This is a genomic window from Pseudobutyrivibrio sp. UC1225 (assembly GCF_900115215.1).
In the GTDB taxonomy this organism is placed as follows: domain Bacteria; phylum Bacillota; class Clostridia; order Lachnospirales; family Lachnospiraceae; genus Pseudobutyrivibrio.
On record NZ_FOVQ01000002.1, the window covers coordinates 437,662 to 462,036 of the forward strand.

General features: G+C 39.4%; 18 protein-coding genes. 15 read left to right on the top strand and 3 right to left on the bottom strand.

What is annotated here, in order from left to right:
- The first annotated feature begins 227 nt into the window (after positions 1-227).
- From BMZ41_RS04860 to BMZ41_RS04925, 11 genes are all read left to right on the top strand, one after another.
- Entirely contained in the window at positions 228-1,496 is a 1,269-nt protein-coding gene (locus BMZ41_RS04860; RefSeq protein ID WP_090527309.1) for an extracellular solute-binding protein, read from the top strand.
- Positions 1,497-1,507: 11 nt separating this feature from the next.
- Complete coding sequence (locus tag BMZ41_RS04865) at positions 1,508-2,827, top strand: carbohydrate ABC transporter permease (protein WP_090527311.1); 1,320 nt, start codon at positions 1,508-1,510, stop codon at positions 2,825-2,827.
- Complete coding sequence (locus BMZ41_RS04870; protein WP_207646135.1) at positions 2,827-4,089, top strand: sugar ABC transporter permease; 1,263 nt, start codon at positions 2,827-2,829, stop codon at positions 4,087-4,089. The genes BMZ41_RS04865 and BMZ41_RS04870 overlap by 1 nt, the downstream gene beginning before the upstream one ends.
- A gap of 190 nt (positions 4,090-4,279) precedes the next feature.
- Positions 4,280-8,137, top strand: coding sequence for a starch-binding protein (locus BMZ41_RS15560; RefSeq protein ID WP_177184152.1), 3,858 nt, complete (start codon positions 4,280-4,282; stop codon positions 8,135-8,137).
- Positions 8,138-8,360: 223 nt separating this feature from the next.
- Positions 8,361-9,677: an IS4 family transposase gene (locus tag BMZ41_RS04895; protein ID WP_090527314.1), complete on the top strand. Its 1,317-nt coding sequence runs from the start codon at positions 8,361-8,363 to the stop codon at positions 9,675-9,677.
- Between the two features lie 398 nt (positions 9,678-10,075).
- A complete protein-coding gene (locus BMZ41_RS04900) occupies positions 10,076-10,525 on the top strand; it encodes a CotH kinase family protein (protein ID WP_090527317.1) in 450 nt (149 codons plus the stop codon).
- A 107-nt stretch (positions 10,526-10,632) separates the two neighbouring features.
- Positions 10,633-11,994: an MATE family efflux transporter gene (locus tag BMZ41_RS04905; protein ID WP_090527320.1), complete on the top strand. Its 1,362-nt coding sequence runs from the start codon at positions 10,633-10,635 to the stop codon at positions 11,992-11,994.
- A complete protein-coding gene (locus BMZ41_RS04910) occupies positions 11,987-12,640 on the top strand; it encodes an HAD family hydrolase (protein WP_090165530.1) in 654 nt (217 codons plus the stop codon). The genes BMZ41_RS04905 and BMZ41_RS04910 overlap by 8 nt, the downstream gene beginning before the upstream one ends.
- Positions 12,641-12,649: 9 nt before the next feature.
- On the top strand, positions 12,650-13,861 hold the full coding sequence (locus BMZ41_RS04915) for a class I SAM-dependent rRNA methyltransferase (protein WP_090165532.1): 1,212 nt from the start codon (positions 12,650-12,652) through the stop codon (positions 13,859-13,861).
- Between the two features lie 26 nt (positions 13,862-13,887).
- Complete coding sequence (locus BMZ41_RS04920; protein WP_090527324.1) at positions 13,888-15,747, top strand: RsiV family protein; 1,860 nt, start codon at positions 13,888-13,890, stop codon at positions 15,745-15,747.
- A gap of 106 nt (positions 15,748-15,853) precedes the next feature.
- Entirely contained in the window at positions 15,854-16,588 is a 735-nt protein-coding gene (locus tag BMZ41_RS04925; protein ID WP_090527327.1) for a hypothetical protein, read from the top strand.
- Between the two features lie 43 nt (positions 16,589-16,631).
- Here the strand turns inward: BMZ41_RS04925 and BMZ41_RS04930 are convergent, their stop codons facing one another.
- Positions 16,632-17,714 (bottom strand): PTS sugar transporter subunit IIC, encoded by a 1,083-nt coding sequence (locus tag BMZ41_RS04930; RefSeq protein WP_090165538.1) that lies wholly within the window; start codon positions 17,712-17,714, stop codon positions 16,632-16,634.
- A gap of 244 nt (positions 17,715-17,958) precedes the next feature.
- On the opposite strand from BMZ41_RS04930, the gene BMZ41_RS04935 reads away from it, so the two are divergent.
- The 4 genes from BMZ41_RS04935 (at position 17,959) to BMZ41_RS04950 (ending at position 22,165) form a co-directional block, all read left to right on the top strand.
- A complete protein-coding gene (locus BMZ41_RS04935) occupies positions 17,959-20,238 on the top strand; it encodes a hypothetical protein (protein WP_090527330.1) in 2,280 nt (759 codons plus the stop codon).
- Between the two features lie 210 nt (positions 20,239-20,448).
- A complete protein-coding gene (locus BMZ41_RS04940; protein ID WP_090527333.1) occupies positions 20,449-21,309 on the top strand; it encodes an NAD(P)/FAD-dependent oxidoreductase in 861 nt (286 codons plus the stop codon).
- Between the two features lie 44 nt (positions 21,310-21,353).
- The gene (gene trxA / locus BMZ41_RS04945; RefSeq protein WP_090165544.1) at positions 21,354-21,665 is read left to right on the top strand and encodes a thioredoxin; all 312 of its coding nucleotides are present in this window, start codon (positions 21,354-21,356) and stop codon (positions 21,663-21,665) included.
- A gap of 56 nt (positions 21,666-21,721) precedes the next feature.
- Complete coding sequence (locus tag BMZ41_RS04950) at positions 21,722-22,165, top strand: MarR family winged helix-turn-helix transcriptional regulator (protein WP_090165546.1); 444 nt, start codon at positions 21,722-21,724, stop codon at positions 22,163-22,165.
- 3 nt (positions 22,166-22,168) lie between these two features.
- On the opposite strand, the gene BMZ41_RS04955 is transcribed toward BMZ41_RS04950, so the two are convergent.
- On the bottom strand, positions 22,169-23,356 hold the full coding sequence (locus BMZ41_RS04955) for a hypothetical protein (protein WP_143001972.1): 1,188 nt from the start codon (positions 23,354-23,356) through the stop codon (positions 22,169-22,171).
- A gap of 10 nt (positions 23,357-23,366) precedes the next feature.
- A complete protein-coding gene (locus BMZ41_RS04960; protein WP_090527334.1) occupies positions 23,367-24,314 on the bottom strand; it encodes a tetratricopeptide repeat protein in 948 nt (315 codons plus the stop codon).
- Between the last annotated feature and the right edge of the window lie 61 nt (positions 24,315-24,375).

Genomic DNA, 24,375 nt, shown 5'->3' on the forward strand with positions numbered 1-24,375 from the left:
ATTTTTGGGGAAGCCTTTTTTGTATTTTTTAGCCAAATTAAATTGGTCTCTTTTTGTCAATTAATCACAAAATAAAAAATCCCTCTTGACGATTTGGGGTTCGATGACTATATTTTAGTTAAGCGATTAACCTAAATAAAACCCAAAGAAACAAATGAAGAAGAATGTTTAACTCCTTAAAATGAGTTAAACGCAAAACCAAAGAAAAGGTATGGAGGGAACAAAGAATGAAAATGAAAAGATTAGTAGCTACCATGCTTTCAGCTGCAATGGTAGCAGGCACAGTAACAGGCTGTGGAGCTAGCAGCGGGAGTAGCGAGGGTAGCGCTACAGCATCTACAGCTCAGGAAGGAGAGACACAGGATGTTACTCTTAAAATCTGGGTACCTGAGGAAGAGGTAGAGATTACAGATGCAATGGTTAAGAAGTTTGATGAGATTCATGATGAATTTAACATCACATACGAGATTGCAGTAGTAGGTATTGACGAAGCACCACAGGCACTTGATACAGATGCTGATACTGCAGCAGATATTTTCTATACACCATCAGGCGGTGTAGCGGATCTTGCAGGAAAGGGACTCCTTCTTCCAATTACAAAGGATTACGAGACAATCAAGGATGAGCTTCCAGAGAGTGCTTTAAATGCAGTTACAGTGGACGACATCACTTACGCAGTTCCATTTTCACCAAATACATTTTTCATGTACTACAACAAGGATCTTCTCACAGAGGAAGATGTGAAGGATCTTGATACTATCATGGCTAAGGATTTAGGAGATGGAAAGTACAACTTCAGTACACACATCACTGATTCATGGTACTCAGAGATGTTCTTCCTTGGAAATGGATGTACATTATTCGGTGATGACGGTAAGGATGCAACAGATTGCACATTCAACAACGAGGCTGGTCTTGCAGCTGGTCAGTATATTGTTGATCTTGTAAAGAATCCTAAGTACATCGAAGATTTAGATGGAGCAGGAGGTTCTGAATTCAAGGCAGGAAACCTTGGTGCTATCACATCAGGAGCTTGGTCAGCACCAGAGTTTAGAGAGGCACTTGGGGACAAGCTTGGAGCAGTTGCACTTCCTACAGCTACAATCGGAGGCAACAAGGTTCAGCTTTCAAACTTCGTAGATTTCAAGACAATCACTGTTAAGTCAAATACACAGTATCCACTTGCAGCACAGCAGCTTGCAGTATTTATGGGAAATCCAGAAAACTGTCTTACAAGATATGAGAATCAGGGAGATATTCCAGTGCTTGAGTCATTGGCTTCTAGCGACGCAATCTCAGCTGATTTCGTAGCAAAGGCACTTAATGAGCAGGCATCTTACGCGACAAACCAGCCAAGTATTCCAAAGATGGGAGACTATTGGGATCCTATGAAGGCTCTTGGCGAAGGAATCTACTATGGCGATATTACATCAGCAAACCTTCAGGCTCAGCTTGATTCATTAGTAGACAGCATTACAGGAACTCTTACAGAATAGAAGAAATTATTATGATTAAGGATATTTATACAAAATTATCATATGTGGTCTGGGGTCTTTTAAATATTATCCACGGACAGATAGTTAAAGGTTTGATTTTTCTTTCATTAGAAATTTCATACATACTCTTCATGATTATTAGCGGGGCGAGAAATCTCGCCCAGCTAATCACTCTTGGTGACAAGCTGCAGGGTATGAATTTCAATGAGGAAATCGGAATATACGAAATGACAGCCGGAGATAACTCCATGTTGATTCTTCTCTACGGAGTAATCACAATAGTTATTTCATGTGTTGTTATATCAGTTGGATTATTTTCAGTTTCATCTGGAAAGGCTGCCAGAGACAGAGCTTTGGCAGGAAAACATAACAACAACTTTTTGGAGGATGTAAGAAGTCTTTCAAACAATAACATCAGATTTTTATTACTCAGTGTTCCAGTGGTAGGACTTATCGTATTTACGGTAATGCCACTTCTGTACATGATTCTGATGGCATTTACAAACTACGATCAGAATCATCAGCCACCAGGAAATCTTTTTGACTGGGTAGGAATAAAGAACTTTATAACATTGCTTTCTACAGGCGACAGACTGGCATCTACATTCTGGCCTGTACTTGGCTGGACTCTTGTATGGGGATTTGCAGCCACATTTACCTGCTATTTTGGTGGAATGATTTTAGCAATGATTATCAATTCAAAGGGTATTAGATTTAAAAAGTTCTGGAGAACGATATTCGTATTTACCATGGCAATACCAGGTTTTATTTCACTTAGAGTAGTAGCTACAATGCTAGGTGAAAAAGGAATATTCAATGTGCTCCTTCAGCAGTGGGGATTTACAAGTGCATCACTTCCATTTTTATCAAATGCTACATGGGCCAGATTTTCAGTTATCATTGTAAATTTCTGGATAGGTGTTCCAGTTACAATGTTGATGGTGAGCGGCATATTAATGAATATTCCAGGGGAATTATATGAGGCAGCTAGAATCGATGGAGCAGGACCTGTGACCATGTTTAGGAAGATTACCTTCCCATATATGTGGTTCGTAACTACTCCATATCTGATTTCAAACCTGATTAGCAACTTTAATAATTTCAACACTATTTATTTCCTGACAGCAGGTGAACCACACACTCTTGATTACTATAAGGGTGCAGGAAAGACAGACCTTTTAGTTACCTGGTTGTACAAGCTGACTAAGGATAGCAACGACTTTAATTTAGCGGCAACAATCGGAATTATTATATTTGTTATTTCAGCGATTTTTACCCTGATATCATTTTCAAGGTCAAATTCACTTAAGAATGAGGAGGGATTCAGCTGATGAAAAAGGCGGTTATAGGATTAAATATAAAGTATTTCACAAGGGCAGTAGTGTTTGGAATTTTGCAGTTTATCTGCTTGTTCCTCCCTTATGTGAATATAGAAGGCAGCAAGCATAATTTTTTCCACATGACATCAATGTTAATTCACACAGAGGGTGGAAGTAAATTAAATGTAGCTGTCTATGGAACTATCGTATTTACGATATTATCCTTTGGCTTTGTGGTAGTGAATCTGATTTCAAAATCAAAGGTGAAGGTGCAGATATGGCAATGTCTTCAGGCAATTAATACAGTGGCCATAACAGTATTATTATTTTCAACGAAGACAATAGTTGAAAAAGCTGGATTGGCCAGGGGATTTTTAAACAAGGATCTGGGATTAGGTTATTATGGTGGATTCATTTTTGCTTTTCTCACATTAATCTTTGTTATGAAGCTAAATGAGACAAACACTGGCTATATTGTACTTACTATAATGGGAATTATTTGGATGTTTCCAATCCTTTGGATTTTACTTACAGCACTTCGTGCGGAACAGGGATATTATGTGGGATATTTCTTCCCAAAGGGACTTACACTTTCAAACTTTACGAAGCTATTTGCCAAGGACAGCGTAATACCATTTGGAAAATGGTGGGTAAACACATTTATAGTAGCTATCTGTGGATGTGTGTTAAATACACTGATTATTCTTGCTACATCATTTACACTGAGCCGTACAAGATTCGCAGGACGAAAAGCATTTATGAACGTGCTTATGATTATTGGTTTGTTCCCAGGATTTATGTCGCTGATTGCAGTTTATAACATCCTTAAGGGAATCGGACTTAATCAGTCACTTGTGGCACTTATCATTGTAAGTGCAGCGGGAGCGGCTATGGGATATCACGTAAGCAAAGGCTTTTTCGATACTATTCCAAGAGCTGTTGATGAGGCAGCCATAATTGACGGGGCATCGCGCTTACAGATTTTTACTCACATTACATTGCCTCTATCAAAGTCAATTATCGTATATACGGCACTTGTTAATTTCCTTGCAGCATGGTCGGATTACATTTTCCCAAGTATGCTGTTTGGCGATAAGCAAAGCTCGTACACAGTTGCAGTAGGTTTATACTGGCTGACAGATTTCAGACGTATCGACAGATACTATACACAGTTCGCTGCGGGGGCAGTGATAGTAGCAATACCTATTGTCATTCTATTTATATGGTTACAGAAGTTCTATGTAGAAGGATTATCCGGTTCTGTAAAAGGTTAAATTACATGCGCAACTCTTTATGGGGTTGCGCATTAAAATGACAAAATAATGCTATTGACCTTTTTGTGTCAAAGCCTTATATTTTAAATTAATGGGGGAAGGAAATCTCTAAAAATACTTATGCGCAAGTAGTTGCGCAGATGCCTTAGGCAAGCATCTAAAAACTAGTATGTTTAGGGAGGTCACATTAATGAAAAGAATGGGTAAGATGGCGAAGAGATTCGTCGCAGTTGCCATGTCACTTGCCATGGTAGCAGGCATTCCTGGTGCAAATCTTAGTGTATTTGCTACACAGGGAATGGATTCAGTTCAGGCAGCATCTGCTGTCACAAGGTCATCAATTCATGATGGCACAATTCTACACGCATTTTGTTGGAATTTTAATACCATAAAGGAGAAGATGCCAGAGATTGCAGCTGCAGGCTACACAGCAGTTCAGACATCACCAATCAATGATTGTCTTTCTATCCATAACGGAATGGCTCTTTATGGAGACACAGAAGACGAAGGTCGTTGGTACTATCACTATCAGCCAACAGACTGGAAGATTGGAAACTATCAGCTTGGCTCACGTGCTGAATTTAAGGCTATGTGTGACGAGGCTGACAAGTACGGCATTGGTATCATCGTAGATATCGCTCCTAACCACACAACACCTTTATATGATCAGGTTTCTGAGGATTTAAAGGCAGCTGCAGGTGGAGAGGATGCTCTTTATCACATCGGCGCAAAGGTTGAGAATGGCGATGATGGTGGAATGAAGTATGACAACCGTGTATCTGTTACATACGATGCAATGGGTGGTCTTCCAGACGTTGATACAGAGAATCCTGGATTCCAGGAGTACTTCTATGATTTCCTTGAGGATTGTATCGACTGTGGAGCAGACGGTTTCAGAATTGATACTGCAAAGCACATTGCACTTCCAGATGATCAGGTTCCAGAGGAGTATGCTGGTCAGGAGGACAGAAACAATTTCTATCCAAATATGAAGGCAGCTATTGATGCTTATGGCTCAAAGGATTATGCAGACCTTTTCGTATATGGCGAGGTTCTTGATGGTGATGCATCACGTGTGGCTGCATACCAGGATATGCTTGGAGGAACAGTAGCCAGCAATTACGGTGGAGCAATCAGAAATGCTACATCTTCAGGCAATGTTTCTGTAAAGAAGCTTCAAAGCTACAAGATTAGTGATGACACATCTATGGGAACTACCTACACAGCTGATTCAAACAAGCTTGTAACTTGGGTAGAGTCTCACGATAACTATATTAATGATCACAGCTACAACGAGGTTGACGACAGAGAAGTTATCCTTGGATGGGCAATTATTGCAGCACGTGCCGATGGAACTCCACTTTTCTTCAGCCGTCCAGAGGGAAGCTCAGCTGAGAACCCATGGGGTGCTAATCGCATCGGTGATGCAGGTAGCGATATATACAAAGCACCTGAGGTAGCTGCTGTTAACAAGTTTAGAACAGCAATGGAAGGACTTTCTGAGAATCTCAGAAATCCAGGAAATAACTCATCAATCTTAATGATTGAAAGAGGTACTAAGGGAGTTGTAATTGTAAATGCAAGCGAAAATGATTTTGCACTTGATTCGCAGACTAATCTTTCAGATGGAACTTATGTTGATTCGGTAGAAGGAAGAGATGGACTTTACACAGTATCAGATGGAAACATCTACGGTACAGTTCCAGCTAAGTCAGTGGTTGTTCTTGATACACCAGCTGACGGAGATTATTCCACGATCTTCTTTCACAACACCGATGGTTGGGCTAACGTTAGCGCTCTTGTTAACGGTAATAGCTATGCTTGTGATTATACACAGGATAACTGGTGGAAAGTTACCATTCCAGAGAAGGAATTCAAAGTAGTATTTACAGATGGAACAAATAAGTCTGCTGAGTTTAAAGTAACTTCTAAGTCAGGCAGATTTATGACTGCAAAGTCAAATAAGATATATGGAAGCAAGGCTGAGGCAGAGGACGCTCTTGGCATTGTTACAAAGACAGTTTACTTCCTCAACACAGAGGAGTGGAAATCCGTATATGCGTATGCGTGGACAGACGGAACACAGCACTTTGGTGGATGGCCAGGTGCACCAATTGTTAATGAAGAGGGATACTGGTGGAAAGCTGACGTAAAGATGGTTGGCGACCATGACTTCTCAATTATCTTTAACAACAACGACGGCGCTCAGACAGTTGACATTTCAATGTCAGACATGAGCAAGAATGTAATCGCTATTTCAGCAGATCAGCCAGGTGGAAATCTTGTTGTAGACAAGTATTCTTCAAAGGCTGAGGCAGAAGAGGCAACAGGTATCAACGGAAGCTCAACAACAGTTCATTTTTATGATGCAGCTGGTTGGGGAAATGTAGGTGTTTATACATGGGGCGATGTGGATATGGGAAGCTGGCCAGGTTCTCAGTGTGAATATGAGGGAGATGGCTGGTGGAAGAAGACTATTGAGTGCGCTCCAAGCTCAAACTTCAACATCATCTTTAACAATATGCCAACAAGCGATGATGACAAGCGCCAGACTGAGGATATGAAGTGCGACAGCTTGAAGAAGGTTTACTTCATTGGCGCTAAGTATAAGTATGCTTCAAAGGCAGCAGCTTTAGATGCACTTGAAAATGATAATCTTAAGTTAGAAAAGAATCTTCATCCAGAGCTCAATCCTATCGAAGAGCCAACAGACAGACCAGTTGAGGAAGAGCCAGCTTTAAAGGATGGCGAGGTAAAGATTTACTATTACAACAAGGCTGACTGGGATGAAGTTAGCATGTATGCATGGACAGATGGTGCCAACACAGAATACTTTGGTGGATGGCCAGGAAAGCAGATGCAGCACATCGGTGGCAACTGGTATTCAGTAAGTGTCAGCGAAGATGCATTGTCACATAATGGATTACATCTCATCGCTAATAACAATGGTAATGGTGAGCAGATTAATAATGTTGACCTTATTTCTGAGAGACCTGATGTAAATGAAAAGCCTCAGGAGCCAGCACCTTCTAATCCAGAGGAGCCAAAGGCATTTAAGGCAATCGAAGAAGAGCCAGAGCTTGCAGAAGGAAAGACAAGAGTTTACTACAAGCTTGATGCTGACTGGGACAGTGACGTATTTATGTATGGCTGGCTTAAGAAGGCAGATGGAACGTCAGCGGGTTCACCACTTGGTGATTGGCCAGGAACAAAGATGACTCACATCGGTAATGGATGGCATTCAGTAGATATTGATAGTCAGTATCTTGAGGATGTAGTTGCTGATGAAGAGTTAGTAGAAGAGGAAGTTGCAGAAGAGACTGAGGAAGAAGCAGAAGAGGTAGCAGAGGAAGAGACAACTGAGGTTGAAGAGCCAGTAGCTACAGCTGCTGAGGAAGCTTCCGAAGAGTCTGGCGATGAGTCAGAGGCTACAGAGGAATCTGACGAAATCACAGTAGGCGATATTGTACATAATATTATTAATTTCATGCATAAGGTTAAAGATGCTGTTGACACAACATTCGCACCAATCACAGTACATGCTGAGGAAGTGGCACCTGTGCTTCAGTTAATCGTAAACGACAATGGAAAGCATGATCAGATTGAAGGTGACAAGACTCTTGTTACTACTGTAAGACCAAGCGATGAGGAACTTAAGCAGGATGAGCCAGCTGAGGAGCCAGAACCAACACCTACTCCTGAGCCAACCCCAACTCCTACACCAGAACCAACTCCAGTGGTAACACCAACACCAGTAGTTGAGCCTACACCAGAGCCAACTCCAGTAGCGCCAACACCTATAGTAGTAGAACCAACACCAACCCCAGAGGTTGAGCCTACACCGGTAGTGGAGCCAACACCAACCCCTACATCAGAACCAACTCCAGTGGTAACACCAACACCTACCCCTGAAGTTAAGCCAACACCAACTCCAGCTCCAGAAAAACCTTCTAGAGAGCAGGTTGAGAAGGTAGTTCGCTATGTGGTTCAGCAGGTATGCTGCTTTATTAAAAAGGTTTGTGAATATTTACGAGGTTTTTGGAGATAAATAATAAGTAGTTTTTTATAGCCTGAGGCTTATGCCCAATGTCATTAAGTTAAGAGGGATGTATAAAGATCTCTGCATCAGGAATGATGCAGGGGTCTTTTTTCTATAAAGGGTTGACATTAATGCAGAAAAGTGCGGCCGCTTTCGCTACTGATTATTTTCAGAGGTAGCGAAAGCGGCCCTTGAAATTGTAAGTATATTTACAAATTTCAGGGAGGCGCACATGAAACCACAAATGGTAAAGAAACTTTTGATGTCACAAATTAAAACAATTGCAGATAATGCAAAATCTTTCTGTATTGATTCTGAAAGAAATTTCTCACGGAAAAGAAAATTGTCTATGGAAAAAGTCATTACAGGAATTATTGGTATGGGAAGCGGTAGTCTTACAAATGAATTGCTAGATTTATTTAATGATAGTTCTGAAACACCAACTGCGTCTGCTTTTTGCCAGCAACGAAGTAAAATAACAGTAGAGGCTTTTGAGGCGATATTTCGTCTTTTTTCAAAAAAACTATGTGATTCTTTTGATGATCAATTACCTATACTTGCAATAGATGGTTCAAAAATTCAAATTCCAACGAATCCAGATGATGTGGATTCCTATTTGCCTGGCACAAATGGTCAAAAGCCTTACAATCTCCTGCACCTAAATGCTCTATATAATCTCCAGCATCAAATATATCAGGATGCAATTATTCAGAAATCAAAGTATGCTAATGAGCATCTTGCTCTTGTCGAGATGGTTGATCGTTCTTTGCTAGATAGTGCTCTTTTAATGGCAGACAGAGGATATGAAAGTTACAACAACTTAGCTCATATTCAAGAAAAAGGATGGTATTTTTTGTTTCGAATTAAAGATGGTATATGTGGAATTAAACAGGGTTTGTCACTACCAAATGAGGATTCTTATGATATCAGTTTCGAGCTTAACCTCACTCGGAAGCAAACTAATAAAGTGAAGGAATTATTAAAAGATAAAAATCATTACAGATGGATTCCGAACAATACGATTTTTGATTATCTTCCAAATAAAAATAGAAAAGGTGAACCAACCAAGTTTTATAAACTCTCATTTAGAATTGTAAGATTCCAACTTTCTGAGGGTTCATATGAAACAATTATAACTAATCTTCCTAATAATAAGTATCCACCAGAAAAAATAAAGAAACTGTATGCTTTAAGATGGGGAATCGAAACATCGTTTAGGGATTTGAAATATACCATGGGAATGCTTGATTTTCACACAAAAAAGGTGGAATGCATACAGCAGGAATTATATGCACATTTGATAATGTATAATTTTGCAGAAATGATTACCTCGCACGTAGTCATTAAGAAAAAACAAAGAAAATATACATATAAAGCCAACTTTTCAGTTGCTGCTCACATGTGCCGAAAGTATTACCGTGGTATAACATCTCCACCTGATTTGGAAACCATCATTTCAAGAAATCTTGTACCCATTAGACCAGACAGGCACCGTGTAAGATACGAGTCTGCAAGAATTTTCAGAGGTTTCCTTTATAGAGTAGCATAAAGCTTTATATTTTACACGCTATTATAAGGCGGATTCTAATCCGTCTTTTTGACGTGAAAAAAACATGGAAAAAGAGGATGAAGGAACAGTTCCAACATCCTCTTTGATTCATTCGGCCCTCGGCCCCAATGTTAACTTAATGACATTGGGCTTATGCCTCAGGCTATTTTTTATATATATTATTTTAGTCTAATTATTATGAATTATTCTACTTATTTATAACAAAATGTGTGTCATTTTTACAAAGCGATTACAAAGTGCACAAATGCATCCAATAAGACTAAATTGAAAATTGTATTCTATTATCGTTGTTAACGCAGAAAAATCTTTATATAATCTTGAGCTTGTGTGACAAATAAGAACTCTATTATTTTGATATTTAGATTTTGGAGATAGAAATGAATAAGAGATTGATTGGAAACTTGGTACTCATGGGTTGTGTTATTTTGACGGTTTTTGTTGTTGTGGCTGAGAGAATAGATCAATTGGAGCATGATTTATTTTCGGCAGAAAACTTGTGTGAATATGCTGATTCAGTTGTGGCCTTCTTAGGAAATGCTGCAGATAGAAATTCTTATAGATGGTCTGCTTATAATGGTGGAAATACTTTTGAAAGTGAAGTTGATAGTTTAGAAGAATCATTCTATATTAACGAGATAAATGTACAGGATGCTCTTCTTGAATTGGAAGATACTGTTTATGATTCAACAATAAGCGTAGATACAATTTTAGGAGCATTTTTTATATTTATAATTTCAGGAGCATTTATTACATACCTTATTATGCTATGTAAATATGGCGCTACAACAATTAATGAGGTTTATGAAAAATCTGTTCGTTCTATGTAATGAATGGGATTATAAGGCTTCTCGACTTTTACTGTCGGGAAGCTTTTTTTGTATGGATGTGGTATAGTAATTGAGGTTTTTAAAATCAAAAAAGAAGAGACATTAAAATGGAAGACACAAAGAAAGATAAAAGAATATACACTCTTAGCGAAGAGGCACCAGCTAAGGCTGTTGTAAAGATGGGTGTGCCACTTATTATGGGCATGATGATAATGGTTCTCTATAACTTGGTAGATACCTATTTTATAGGCCTGATGCATGATGATTATCAGCTGGCAGCTGTTAATTTAGCCTATCCTGTAATGATGATTTCCATTGCCATATCTAATATGGTAGGAACAGGTGCAGCATCCCTTATCGCCAGGAGCTTTGGTGCAGGTAATAAGGAAAAGGCTAATCATACACTTACAGTTGGTTTTTCACTTACAGTTTTAAATAGTATTATAGTAACAATAATTGGAATAGCTCTGTTGCCACAGATTGTTACAGGACTTGGAGCAAAGGAAAATACCTTTGGCTACACAAGTCAGTACGCCTTCATCATTCTTTTAGGAAGCATTTTCACCATGGGAAATTACACCTTTGGACAGCTCCTTAGAGCAGAAGGCTCAGCTAAGTTTTCTATTATAGGAATGGTGCTTGGAACAGTTGTAAATATCATTTTAGATCCTATTTTCATTTTTGTTCTTGGAATGGAAATAAGAGGAGCGGCCATTGCCACAATACTTGGAAATGCCTGTGGAATGTTGGCATCTGTTTTATTATATGCAACTGGTAAATCGTTACTAAGACCCAGTATTAAATATATTCTCCCAACTAAGGAGATTCTTAAAGAGATTTTTTGGGTAGGTGTTCCAGCTACTTTAGAGACACTTCTTACATCTGTAGCTTATATTGTTAATAACAACTTAGCTGTAGGCTATGGAGAGCTCACAGTAGCTGCCATGGGAGTAGCACAGAAGATTCTTTCCATGGGTAATTATATTTATCAGGGCTTTGCAGCAGGTACCCAGCCTCTTATGGGCTACAATTACGGAGCAAAGAATTATAAGAGAATGCTTAATATTCTAAAATCAGGAATCGCAGTAGTAAGCTCTGTGGAGCTTTGTGTGATGGCGATATTTGGAATATTTGCCCCGCAGCTGATTGGCATATTTACACAGTCGCCTGATGTAATCGCTACAGGAGCAAAGGTGCTTAGAACACTTATGTGTATCCTTCCATTTGTAGGCGCCATATCCATGAGTCGTACTTCCTTTCAGTCTATGGGTAAGCCTCAATACGCATTTACGATAACACTGGTTCGTCAGTTGTTTTTATATGTGCCATTACTATTGATTTTCAATCACGTATTTGGTTTCAATGGTATGATTTGGGCACAGCCTGTGACTGAGGTTATTATGATGATTGTATCTACAACACTGCTCTATAGAGTGATTAGCAAACATGCAAGAGGTGCTTATGAGTAAAGAAATAAAAGCTGTTCTGTTTGATTTAGATGGAACACTTACAGATACAGAAAAGATTTATCAGGAACAATGGCCAAAAGCAATGGAGCATTTTGGCTATGAGATGACACCTGAAAAGCCTCTGATACTTCGCTCACTGGGAAGTGCTTTCGCAGTCGAACAGTTCAGAGAGTGGTATGGTGACGATTTCGATTATATTAAGGTGCGCGATTATCGTAGGCAGCTTGTAGAAAATGTGGTTGCAGAGACCGGTATTCCTTTAAAGCCAGGAGCAAAAGAGATTTTGCAATGGCTCAGAGACCATGATATATTTATTGCGCTTGTAACTGCTAATGTTAAGGAAAGAGCAGAGCGATATCTTAAGAAGATTGGCCTTTTTGAGTATTTCAATGCAGTAGTCTGCGCAGATATGGTTAAGGTTGGAAAGCCTGCTCCAGATATATATGCATACGCATGTGAGAGCCTTGGTATCAGTCCATCAGAGACATACGCAGTGGAGGATTCACCAAATGGCTGCCTTAGTGCCTATGGAGCCGGCTGTAATGTTATAATGATTCCAGATTTAACTGAACCAGATGAGGAGCTTAAGGAAAAGCTTTATGCAAGGCTGGATTCATTATTAGATATAAAATCATTGTTTGAATAGGAGAAAACTATGTCAGAAGCAATTGTTACATTGAAAAAGGGAGAAGGTCGTACAATCAAAGCAGGCGGAGCCTGGATTTTTGATAACGAGATTGATAGTGTAATGGGCTCTTTTGAAAATGGGGACATTGTTGTAGTGCATGATTTTGATGGATACATGATGGGACGTGGATTCATCAATACTAATTCAAAAATTAGAGTTCGTATGATGACTCGCAAGAAGGATCAGCTTATTGATGATGACTTCTTATATATGAGAGTAAAGAATGCCTGGGAGTATCGTAAATCCGTATTACTTCCAGTGGATTTAAATTGTTGCCGAGTAATCTTTGGCGAGGCAGATTTCTTACCAGGGCTTGTTATTGATAAGTACGATGATGTACTTGTTGTAGAATCTCTTGCCCTTGGAATCGACAAGTTAAAGCTTAAGATTGTAGATATGCTTAAGGAGCTTATGGCTGCCGATGGATTTAAGATTCGTGGCGTTTATGAGCGAAGCGATGCAAAGGTTCGTACTAAGGAAGGTCTTGCACCTTACAAGGGTTTTATCGGTGAGGAGTTTGATACAAACGTAGAGATAGTAGAGAACGGTGTTCACTACATGGTAGATGTTGTTAATGGTCAGAAGACAGGCTTCTTCCTTGACCAGAAGTACAATCGTCTTTCTATCCAGAGACTTTGCAAGGATAAGCGAGTTCTCGATTGCTTTACTCACATGGGTACCTTTGCCCTTAATGCTGGGCTTGGGGGAGCAGCTGAGGTTACAGGCCTTGATATTTCTGAATTTGCTGTGGCTCAGGCTACCGCAAATGCGAAGTTAAATGGACTTGATTCCACAGTAAAGTTCAAGCAGGCAAACGTATTAGATGAGCTTCCAAAGCTTGCCGAGGCAGGAGAGAAGTTTGATGTGGTTATTCTTGACCCACCTGCTTTTACAAAGTCTCGTGAGGCTACAAAGAATGCCATTAAAGGTTATCGTGAGATTAACATGAAGGGACTTAAGCTTGTTAAGGATGGCGGATATCTTGCCACCTGCTCATGCTCACACTTCATGACTCAGGATTTATTTATTAAGGTAATTGGTCAGGCTGCACAGGCAGCTCACAAGCGCCTTCGTCAGGTGGAGTTTAGAACTCAGGCTCCAGACCACCCAATCCTTTGGGCGGCAGACGAAAGCTACTACCTTAAGTTCTTGACCTTCCAGGTTTGCGACGAGAAATAAGGACTAAAATTCTAGGAGAATATGAAATGAAAAAATCTATAGTAATTCTTTTATGCGCAGTCCTTGGAGTGGGAAGCTGCGGCTGCAAAAAAGATGATATTAGCAATGCAATCAGTGATGTTAAAGATACCTTGTCAGAAACAGTTTCTGATGCTGTAAGCTCTTCTGATGAGCAGTATTATCTTACCTACGACTACAATATCGGATATACGGTAGATGCTGATGGCAATGAAATCGGCAAGTACACCCTTGAAGATTACAAGGGTGTATTTAAAGAAATCGGTGTAGATTATGAGTATGGTGTATCCATTGACGGTATGTACGATGGAATAATCTATTTCCATAACATAGATTATTCTGGGGACGAATCAGTAACTAGCTATTATGCCATTGATGGTTCATCAAAAAACTGGGCAAACTTTTACAACATCTCAGGTGAGTGGTCACCTATGTCCCTTGATTACTATCAGGGCAAGGTATATGTAGATATTCGTACATACGAAGATAATATTCGCCAGGATGAACGAGTATTTACTGTAGATAAGGATTCATTAACACTTGTAGAAGGTGCCTCTGAAGTCAGTGATATATTAAAAAATCATAATGGTAGTCTGATTCAGCCAGCAAAGGATAATGAGAGCATTCAGCGCACCTATGATGAGTTAGGATTTCTTGTGGTTGGAAAGATTACAGAAGATGGTGACGAAACAAAGTGGAGCTTTTCAAAGCTTACAGATGATGGAGAGACAGCTATAGAAGGTCTTCAAAATACTGGCAAGTACCTTACAGGCTACAGCAAGAACTATCTCTATCTCAGAGATTTCGATGACGATGACATAATCATGGATTGCTATAATCTGGAGGATGGAAAAGCACATACTATTCGAAAAGATAATAGTTACGATTTTTATTTAGCATACGAGGATGGCGTAGTATATTATGAGGCTATTTCTGAGAAACAGTATGGTGTAGAGGACTATAGCGTTTATCGTTATGATTGCAGAAAGGATCAAGCCGCACTGCTTTACACAACTTCAAAGATTCCAGGAACAGATAATAATAGATTTGGTATCGATGGCTTTAAGATTATCGATGGAAAGATTTATGCTTTGCAGTTCTTTGGCAACGAAGAAAAATGGGCACGATTTAATGAGAGTAACGGTACCTTCGAGGACTTAGATTTAGCAGTAAAAGAATATTCTGTATTTAATTACGGAACTATCAATTACTATTCATATACTGAAAAATGCTCAGCCTGTGGCACGATAGTTTCTAAAAACTATGGTGAGAATTTCGTTTTAGATGCAAAATACTCTTCACATGCTGATGAGATTAATAAGCTTCTTTCATATGCTGACGCTAAGAACGGTGAGATTGTTACAGATGCTTATACAGACGACTGTGATTGGCATAAAGAAAATGAAGAGCAGGGCTGCGAAACAGATGAGACTACTGTTTCTGATGTATCAATAATTGATGACAGATTCCTTGAGGTCCAGATGGCAGATTACTGGTATGGCGGTGGAGCACATGGCATGCCAGGTCGTGGAACAAGATTGTTTGATTTGACTACTGGAGAAGAGCTTGACATTACTGCTTTCTACAAAGGAACAGAGGAAGAGTTCAAGACACTTGTTGCAGGTAAGGTAAAGGAAGATTACCAGAATGGTTCGGAAAAATATTTTGCAGCAGATGCAGAGGAAGCATATTCAAATGCTTATGAATCAACACATATTGATTCAGGAAATCTTATCTGGTATGAGGACCATGCAGTATATTATTTCTATCCATATGATTTAGGACCTTATGCATCAGGATTTATTGATATAGAGCTTCCATACGATGAATTCCTTGGAGCAAATCAGCTTACAAGAATAGCAAAATAAGAGAATAGAATTAACCACAAAGCACATTACGATTTTGTAATGTGCTTTCACTTTTTCTAAACAAATGTGGAGTATGATTCTGTCATAGGGAGAGCGGAGGTAACCTATGACTCGAATGATGAAGAGAGCTCTAATCAATTTCTTTTTTAGATTGTTCGTATTCATATTTATATTTGGATTATATCTGACTAGAAAAGAAATGCTGTTTGAATTCATGACTCATGAGTTTACCTTTGGAATTTCTGAGTATGGAATCAGCCCGCTTCATGCACTGTGGTTTGTATTTATGGTGATGATGATTCAACATATTTTCCCAAACAAGGAGCTGTCGATGGCTTACAAAAAAGGGAAGATAGAAGAGTTTGAGGAGGTGCCTGGTTATTCCCGATTAGAGCTTTTGGAATTCGTTCAGAACATGAATGTGAAGGCTTGGATAGTAATGCTGAGCTGGCTTATCTTTAATGCAGTGTTTGCAGTGCTATACCTTTTTAAAATAATAGATGTAGCTGACATGCTGATGATGACGGTGTTCTTTTATTTAAGTGATTACCTTTGTATTTTGTTTTTCTGTCCATTCCAGACAGCAATTATGCACAACAGATGTTGTATAAATTGTCGCATCTACGATTGGGGGCATTTTATGATGTTCACACCAATGCTGTTTATAAAGAACTTTTTCTCCTGGAGCCTGTTTTTTACATCGCTGATAGTGCTCATTAGATGGGAAGTAAATTACGCCAAGCATCCAGAGCGTTTCTGGTATGGAAGTAATCAGCGGCTACAGTGCAGCCAGTGTAAAGAAAAACTTTGTGTGATTAAGAATAGATTGAAAAAAGAATAAAAAACAGGTCGCATCTCGCGACCTGTTTTCGTATATGCGGTATTTAGCTTAACTTCATATCCCCACTCTTTACCCAGCCAATTTTCTTGAGCCAATTGTTGATGGCAGGGCAGATTACAGCTGGAAGCACGAAACAGATAAGGATAAGTCCTACCCAGTCCATGGTGGTGATGGCTGACTTTGTGCCAGCGGCCACATCATTTACCCAGCCAGTGTAGACACCAATCTGACCAACAAGTCCGCAGGTACCCATTCCAGAAGAAACAGCGGCTCCGTTCATTTCCATTTTGAAGATGCAGGTAGCAATAGGGCCTGTGATAGCAGAGCAGAGGATTGGTGCAATCCAAATGCGAGGGTTCTTGATTATGTTTGGCATCTGAAGCATTGAAGTACCGATACCCTGTGAAACAAGTCCACCCCATTTATTTTCCTTAAAGCTCATTACAGCAAAGCCTACCATCTGTGCACAGCAGCCTGCTACGGCAGCACCACCAGCAAGACCAGTGAGTGAAAGGGCAGCACATATTGCTGCAGAGGAAATAGGAAGTGTAAGAGCAATTCCTACGATTACGGAAACAAGGATACCCATTAAGAATGGCTGCTTTGTAGTTGCCCACATGATAAGTGTACCAACTGAGCTTGCAGCACGTCCTAATGCAGGAGCCCACCATGCTGAAAGGGCAACACCAACTCCGATAGTAACAAGTGGAGTCACAAGAATATCAATCTTTGTCTCCTTTGAAACAGCCTTACCAATCTCAGCAGAGATAATTGCTACAAATAATACTGCAAGAGGGCCGCCGGCACCGCCGAGAGCATTAGCAGCAAAACCTACTGATATAAGTGAGAACAGTACAAGTGGAGGAGCCTGAAGAGCGTATCCAATTGCAACAGCCATGGCAGGACCGCTCATTGCAACTGCAAGACCACCTACGGTGTATTCAATTCCACCTACTGTAGCCACTGGAGTAGTTAAATAACTAATTCCAAACTGAGCTCCAATAGTATTGATGATGGTACCAATTAAAAGGGAGCAGAATAATCCCTGCGCCATGGCACCTAAAGCATCGATAAGATATCTCTTAACTGATATCTCGATATTTTTTCTTTTTAAGAATTTTCTCATATTAATCTTCTCCTTAATGAAAATTACCTTAACATTTTATATGAAAAGCCGGTTATTCACAATCCATAGATTACTGTTCCCTAGTTAAAAAATATATTATCTGAAATGTCTTAAAAACCCCGTAAAATCTAGCTCGGTGCTTAATCAACAAATGGAAACGATTTTGAAAATTTTAGTTTATAAAAGAAAAGTTATATGATATAATGCTACTCGGTTGTATTTTATTCAGGGAGGATAAAAACGAATGAAAAATCATTACAAAGCGGCTTCTTTAGCGCTTGCGGGAGTGCTCGCTGTGCAGACTTTTGTTCCTATGTCTGCCATGGCTGAGGAAGAAGAAAACCAGGTATTAGTGGAGAATGAGGCAGCAGAGGCTGTTGCCGAGCAGTCAAACACAGCTACAGACGAGACATCTAATGAGACAACAGAAGTAACTGTTATTCTTTCTGACGACACTAATAAGGAAGGAACAGACGAAATAAAAGGTGAGGTTGTTGTAGATGGAGCACCAGCTGCAGACGAGACTTCATCAGAGGAGTCTTCTGAAGAGGAGACTGAGGAAGAAGAGAAGACAGAGGAAGAGCTTTTAGCAGATGAAGAGCTCGAGCTTCTCGAAGCAAAGGAAGATGAGGACTTCAATGGCGATGGCATCAGTGATTTACACACAAAGATGCTTTGCGAAGGCGAGATTCTTACAGAGACTGGCAAGAAGGTTTTTGGAGATTACTCTTATCTTCAGGTTCAGCAGTCTAACGACTTAGATGCTGACGGATTATCAAACGGCGAGGAAGTCGTTATTGAGACTAGAGAGGATGGTTCGCTCTATGCAGTTCTTGTATCAGACCCATGTAAGGCTGACACTGATGAGGATGGTATCAAGGACTATGATGACACAGACAAGTGGCATCGCGGATTATACGGTGGCGTTTTAGGTAGCGTAAGACTTGTTGCACGCCACGATGATTCAAAGAACTTCAGAGATGGTCACGTATATCTTGTTTACACAAGCTACGTTGATAATCTCGAGATTTCTCTTGATAAGCTTTATGGATATTACATCGCAAATCCTGAGTATGCAGATCGTCTTAGAGAAGCATGCGATAACGATGACAGTGTAGTATCTTGGAGAAGCACTCTTGAGGAAATTAATGAGGCAGCGCAGACTGATACTAACGAAGCTATCAGAATAGCTAAGGCTAATGATATGTACGTTGATCAGGAGATTGAGCATTTTACTAAGGGCACAGTTATTTTAAACCGTGGTGAGTATGTTACAATCGGAAACTACAGCATGTCTACTCCAGAGGAAGAGCTTGAGAAAGATTACATTCCATACCTAATGAACGAGGGAATGACTAAGGAAGATATTGCTAAGCTTACAGAGTTTGCAAACAAAGCTCTTAACGAGCAGTTAACAGAGGAATATGTTGCTGCAAACTACTTAACTATCCTTAAGCTTTTAGATGAGCATGGTCAGTCTTTTGGACAGCATGTTGCAGAGACTACTACTGAGGGTGGTGTTTGGATTAACCGTGAGCTTTACAACCAGAAGTATGCTTACGATCAGGGACCAAACGAGGTTGTTGAGCAGGAGTTCACAGAGCGTGAGCTCAATGTAATGCTTGATGCTTTCGATGCACACAGCTACGTTAACGCTTTCAATCACAACTGTACAACAGTTGGCGCTCTTGTATGGAACGAAGCTTATGGCACTAAAAAGGACGAGAATGGTAACACAGTTAAGACTGATTACTACGTAAATTCAGGTGTTCAGGTTAAGCAGGACATTCAGAATCCTATTTCTGGAAATGTGTTCCACATCGACACAAAGGTTGATTATCCAGGCGCTGTTAAGGAGTCTATTAAGGCTATGGTAAATCTTCCAGGTTACATTGGTCAGATGACATATGTAACAGGTAAGAAGGTTGTAGATACAGTTATTAATACTGTAAAGAAGTTCAACATTTCAAAGCTCTTTACAAAGAAGACAAAGAGCGAGGAGACAACACCAGTTGTTACTCCAGTACAGCCATCTAACGGTGGTTCAAATTCTTCAAACAGCACAACAGTTTCAAACAATACAGCAGCTTCTAATAGCACATCATCTATAAGCACAGCATCTTCAAGCAGAACATCTTCAGCTTCTGCATCTACAACAAAGAATGCTGGCACAGTTGATACACTTACAAGTGTAACAGCTGAGGATTTAGCTGATGAGGAAATCGTTGTTGCAGCAAATGTTGCACCAACAGTAAAGAAGAGCGCTTCTAAGAAGGTTGCTTCTACAGAAGAGGCTACTTTTGAGGAAGAAGAGACAGAAGAGGCTGAGGAAGAAGTTGTTGAAGAGGAAGAAGAGGAAATCGTTCAGGAGTCTCCAGTAGAAGAGACAAAGATCGATGATGAGGAAGTTCCTACAGTTGCTAAGGAGACAAAGTCTTTAACATGGATTTGGGTTTCATTAGTAGCAGTTATTGCAGCAGCTGGTATTGGTACAGCTTTTGCCTTCAGCAAAAAGAAGAAATAAGCTTCAGAATAAATGCTGAAAACAATTAACAAAATATTCAATTATTGATAATATAATTGATGAAGGCTTTAGGATACTAAGTCCTAAAGCCTTTTTTAAAACAAATAAATATGAAAAAAACTGTTGACAAAAACAATTTAATTGCATACAATCTAATTACAAGGAATAGTTGTATGCAATTTAATCGAGATGTCAATGGAGGTAATATCAATGGAAAGGTACGATGTAGCAATAATAGGTACTGGACCAGCAGGTCTTGAAGCAGCTATTACAGCAAAGGTTAGAAATAAAACAGTTCTTCTTCTTGGAGGAAAGGGCTCATCAGATAAGGTGTCAAAAGCACACACCATACAGAATTATCTTGGCTTGCCAGATGTGTCTGGAGAAGACATGGCAAAAGCATTTTTAGATCATGCCACAAAGATGGGTGTGGAGATTACAGAGGATAAGGTAAATGCCATTTACTCAATGGGACAGTATTTCGCAATACAGTGCCACAACGGTGATTATGAAGCAAGCACTGTGATTGTAGCAGCTGGTATGACAGCTATGAAGCCATTCCCAGGAGAGATGGAGAATCTCGGACGTGGAGTTAGCTATTGTGCAACTTGTGATGCGGCTTTATATAAAGGAAAGACAGCTATCATAGTTGCTTACAGTGCAGAGGATGAGCCAGAGGCAGAGTTCCTTGCAGAGCGAGCAGAGAAGGTTTATTACCTTCCACAGTATGAGTATGCAGGATCTTTAGGCGGAAATATCGAGGTTACTTTAGAGGTAAAGCCTGAGTCCATTGAAATGAAAGATGGTATGGCAGTTCTAAATACCAAGGATTCTTCCTTTACAGCAAATGGTATATTTATTTTGAGAGAGCAGATTGCTCCATCACAGCTTGTTCCAGGCCTTGAAATGGATGGAAATCACATTAAGGTAGACCGTTCAATGGCCACAAATATCAAAGGCTTGTTTGCAGCTGGAGATATTACAGGAGCACCTTACCAGTATATTAAGGCAGCTGGTGAAGGAAATGTGGCAGCACTTTCAGCTGTTTCATATATGAATAGTAACAAATAATTCATACAATATAATTGATTAAAATTGAAAGGAGTTTTATTATTATGGTAAAGAAAATTAGTACAGATGAGTTTAATTCAATGGATAAGGCAGGAGTTACAGTATTAGATTTTAATGCTGTTTGGTGTGGACCATGTAAGATGCTCGGCCCAGTATTGGAAGAGGTCTCTGAGGAAATGGCTGACGATGCAAAGTTCTACAGCATCGATACTGATGAGAATCCAGATTTAGCAAAAGAATTCGGTATTATGAATATTCCTGCAGTTGTTATTTTAAAGGATGGACAGAAGGTAGACATGAACGTTGGATTTGTTCCAAAGGATGTCCTTAAGGATTTCGTTTCTAAGAACCTTTAAAATAAATCTATTATTAAGCTCAGAAAGATTTTATTAAAACGATGAGGTGATAAATAATGGGTGACAAGTACGATTGCTTAAAAATTTCTAATCAATTATGTTTTCCTCTTTATGCCTGCTCAAAGGAGATTGTTAAGAGATATAAGCCATATCTCGATCCTTTGGATCTTACCTACACTCAGTATATTGCCATGATGGTAATATGGGAGGAAAAGGAGATTACAGTTAAGGCACTTGGGAACAAGCTGTTCCTGGATTCAGGTACACTTACTCCTGTTTTAAAGAAGCTGGAGCAGAAGGGCTATGTTAAGCGTAGTCGTTCAAAGGATGATGAGAGAAATCTTATTATCACTTTGACAAAGGATGGCGAGGAATTAAAAAAGCAGGCATCAACGATACCTGCTAAAATGGGTAAGTGTGTATGTCTTTCTCCAGAGGAGTCAGAACAGCTATACAAACTGCTCTACAAGATTCTTGGTTCCTTTGAAGAGGAAGAATAATCACTAGTCAAATAAGTTTAATATATCTACATTTTCACGAGCTTGAGATATGACATCGTCTATGAATGAGGCGGTGTCATTTTTTATTTTATCCCAATCAATGATAGTAACACCTGATAAGTCAACGCCAGCATTTTCAAAGACATCACCCATGTTTTCTTTAGTAGCGACCTTGCCCTTGATATAACCCTGAGCGAGAACGTTGCTATCCTGAGTGACGCTGATGTCATTAGCCTCGAATTTGATGCCTTCATCAACGAAGTTCATAAGTACATTGCAATCTAGCATGTAGTTGCCACCTGAATTTGTGATGTAGGTGATGTTGTTAGTGAAGGAATTAGTGTAGTTGTTCTGGCCGTTACGAGTGATAGTAGCCACAACTCTTTCATTATCTGGAAGAGGAGCAAAGATTTCTATCTTGTTGCAATTCTTTCCAAGGATTGAAATGTAAGCGCCCTTTGTCTTATACGAAAGATCGAAGGTAAGCTTTCTTGTGTGATTGAATTTATCCAAGAAGATAGAGCACTTGATATCGTGATCTGGCGCCTTCATGCCAAGGAGCTCCCAGATAAAATCACCCTCGCCTTGAGGAATGGTAATCTGAAATTCTTCGCTTTCAGTTCCGTCCTCATCAACGTAGATTACATCTGTCTTCTGAATATCGATTTTACGAACAAAGTCGAAGATGTTGCGCTTGTTGTTATGGAACCACTCATGGTTGATATCGTTGTTAAGATTAGGTGCTGTTGGGAATAAATCCGAATCAGTGTTAAAGCCATAGGAGATATCACCAAGAAGAGGGGCAAAAAGATATACGGTCTTATCCTGAGCGTAAAAATCCATTTCGCCAACATTCAAAACAAGCACATCCAAATTTGATTTGCAGGAGAACTTCTTTTGAGAAGCAGATCGCTGACCCTCGATACTGCCGCTGATTGAGTATGGAAATCCTTGTAATTTTTTGATGTAGGCATTACCAGAGTAATCAATGTCTGCGTTTGTGTAATTGATAAATAAATCCTTCAAATCAATGTTGTAAGCCAGGTAGTCAGGACTTTTTAAGGTAGTCTCTGAAAAGTGTACTACTGACGCAAGTATTCGCATGGAAGGATTCAACATAAGCTCTGCTTTTATAACTATGGTGAGAGCTAAAACCACAAAAATTATTATCCCTATTTTCTTATTTTTCATAATAAGAACATTATAGTAATTCTAATGGAGTGTCTGCAATAGACAAAGCAATTGATGTGTCCATCTCCAATAAATGTTCTGCAGCCTGAGCCTTTTCATAAGCTAAATTATCTTCCGCATAATGAACGCAAGCCTGATGGTATTTTTCTTCATCACCGCTCTTTTTATATATAGCCATATACAGCTTTGAAGTTTCCAGCTTCATATGATAATCCGAAGAAATAGTGGCGGTAGAATCAAGATTCTTTGCTACGGCCTCAGCTTTTTCAAATTCCTTCATACTACAGAAAGTTTCGATTAAAAGCTTTAAATCCTCCAGATAATCTTGGATAGTGATAGAAGGATCCTTCATTAGTACTGCCAAATCTTCTAGGTGATCATAAACGTATTTATCATCTCCAAGCTGATGATGCAAATTAGAGTTCAAAATCGCCAGACTGAAATCGTGATGATGCATATCATTTTTGGCAGCTATACTGTTAGCTCTTCGTAAATACGTTTCAGCTTCATTAAATCGATGAGTCTGCAAATAGCAGTAAGCCAAATTTAAACATGCAACAAGAAAAGAGTGAGGCTTGTTGCTAAAGGAGTCTCCATAATCCTCCAAATCCTGCATAGCCATCTTTCCATAATTTATTGCACTGTCGTAATCTCCAAGAATCATATAGCGATTGCAAATTGTGGCATAGAAATAATGCTTGGCACCGCGGATGCTGTGCTTATCTAAATAATCAAAGGCGTTAAGGCATTTATAGAGCATCTTTGAATCATATCCCATGATTCCATAGGCTATAGCGAGACCACGAAGAGATTTGACGTATTGTGTGCTATCCTCCAATTCCTCGTAGATACTTATAGCCATATTTAGATTATCTATTCCAAGTTCTATATTGTTAGCTCGAATCATATTCATGCCTTTTTGATAATATTCGTTTGCAATCTGTTCTGAACTTGCCATAATGACCTCCTGAAAATGCCTACAATTCAATACGTTATAAGTATAAGAAAACTTTGTGACA

Excerpts from the sequence above, each read along its gene's own strand:
- BMZ41_RS04860 (WP_090527309.1), top strand. The coding sequence starts at position 228 with ATGAAAATGAAAAGATTAGTAGCTACCATGCTTTCAGCTGCAATGGTA.
- BMZ41_RS04865 (WP_090527311.1), top strand. The coding sequence starts at position 1,508 with ATGATTAAGGATATTTATACAAAATTATCATATGTGGTCTGGGGTCTT.
- BMZ41_RS04870 (WP_207646135.1), top strand. The coding sequence starts at position 2,827 with ATGAAAAAGGCGGTTATAGGATTAAATATAAAGTATTTCACAAGGGCA.
- BMZ41_RS15560 (WP_177184152.1), top strand. The coding sequence starts at position 4,280 with ATGAAAAGAATGGGTAAGATGGCGAAGAGATTCGTCGCAGTTGCCATG.
- BMZ41_RS04895 (WP_090527314.1), top strand. The coding sequence starts at position 8,361 with ATGAAACCACAAATGGTAAAGAAACTTTTGATGTCACAAATTAAAACA.
- BMZ41_RS04900 (WP_090527317.1), top strand. The coding sequence starts at position 10,076 with ATGAATAAGAGATTGATTGGAAACTTGGTACTCATGGGTTGTGTTATT.
- BMZ41_RS04905 (WP_090527320.1), top strand. The coding sequence starts at position 10,633 with ATGGAAGACACAAAGAAAGATAAAAGAATATACACTCTTAGCGAAGAG.
- BMZ41_RS04910 (WP_090165530.1), top strand. The coding sequence starts at position 11,987 with ATGAGTAAAGAAATAAAAGCTGTTCTGTTTGATTTAGATGGAACACTT.
- BMZ41_RS04915 (WP_090165532.1), top strand. The coding sequence starts at position 12,650 with ATGTCAGAAGCAATTGTTACATTGAAAAAGGGAGAAGGTCGTACAATC.
- BMZ41_RS04920 (WP_090527324.1), top strand. The coding sequence starts at position 13,888 with ATGAAAAAATCTATAGTAATTCTTTTATGCGCAGTCCTTGGAGTGGGA.
- BMZ41_RS04925 (WP_090527327.1), top strand. The coding sequence starts at position 15,854 with ATGACTCGAATGATGAAGAGAGCTCTAATCAATTTCTTTTTTAGATTG.
- BMZ41_RS04930 (WP_090165538.1), bottom strand. The coding sequence starts at position 17,714 with ATGAGAAAATTCTTAAAAAGAAAAAATATCGAGATATCAGTTAAGAGA.
- BMZ41_RS04935 (WP_090527330.1), top strand. The coding sequence starts at position 17,959 with ATGAAAAATCATTACAAAGCGGCTTCTTTAGCGCTTGCGGGAGTGCTC.
- BMZ41_RS04940 (WP_090527333.1), top strand. The coding sequence starts at position 20,449 with ATGGAAAGGTACGATGTAGCAATAATAGGTACTGGACCAGCAGGTCTT.
- trxA (WP_090165544.1), top strand. The coding sequence starts at position 21,354 with ATGGTAAAGAAAATTAGTACAGATGAGTTTAATTCAATGGATAAGGCA.
- BMZ41_RS04950 (WP_090165546.1), top strand. The coding sequence starts at position 21,722 with ATGGGTGACAAGTACGATTGCTTAAAAATTTCTAATCAATTATGTTTT.
- BMZ41_RS04955 (WP_143001972.1), bottom strand. The coding sequence starts at position 23,356 with ATGAAAAATAAGAAAATAGGGATAATAATTTTTGTGGTTTTAGCTCTC.
- BMZ41_RS04960 (WP_090527334.1), bottom strand. The coding sequence starts at position 24,314 with ATGGCAAGTTCAGAACAGATTGCAAACGAATATTATCAAAAAGGCATG.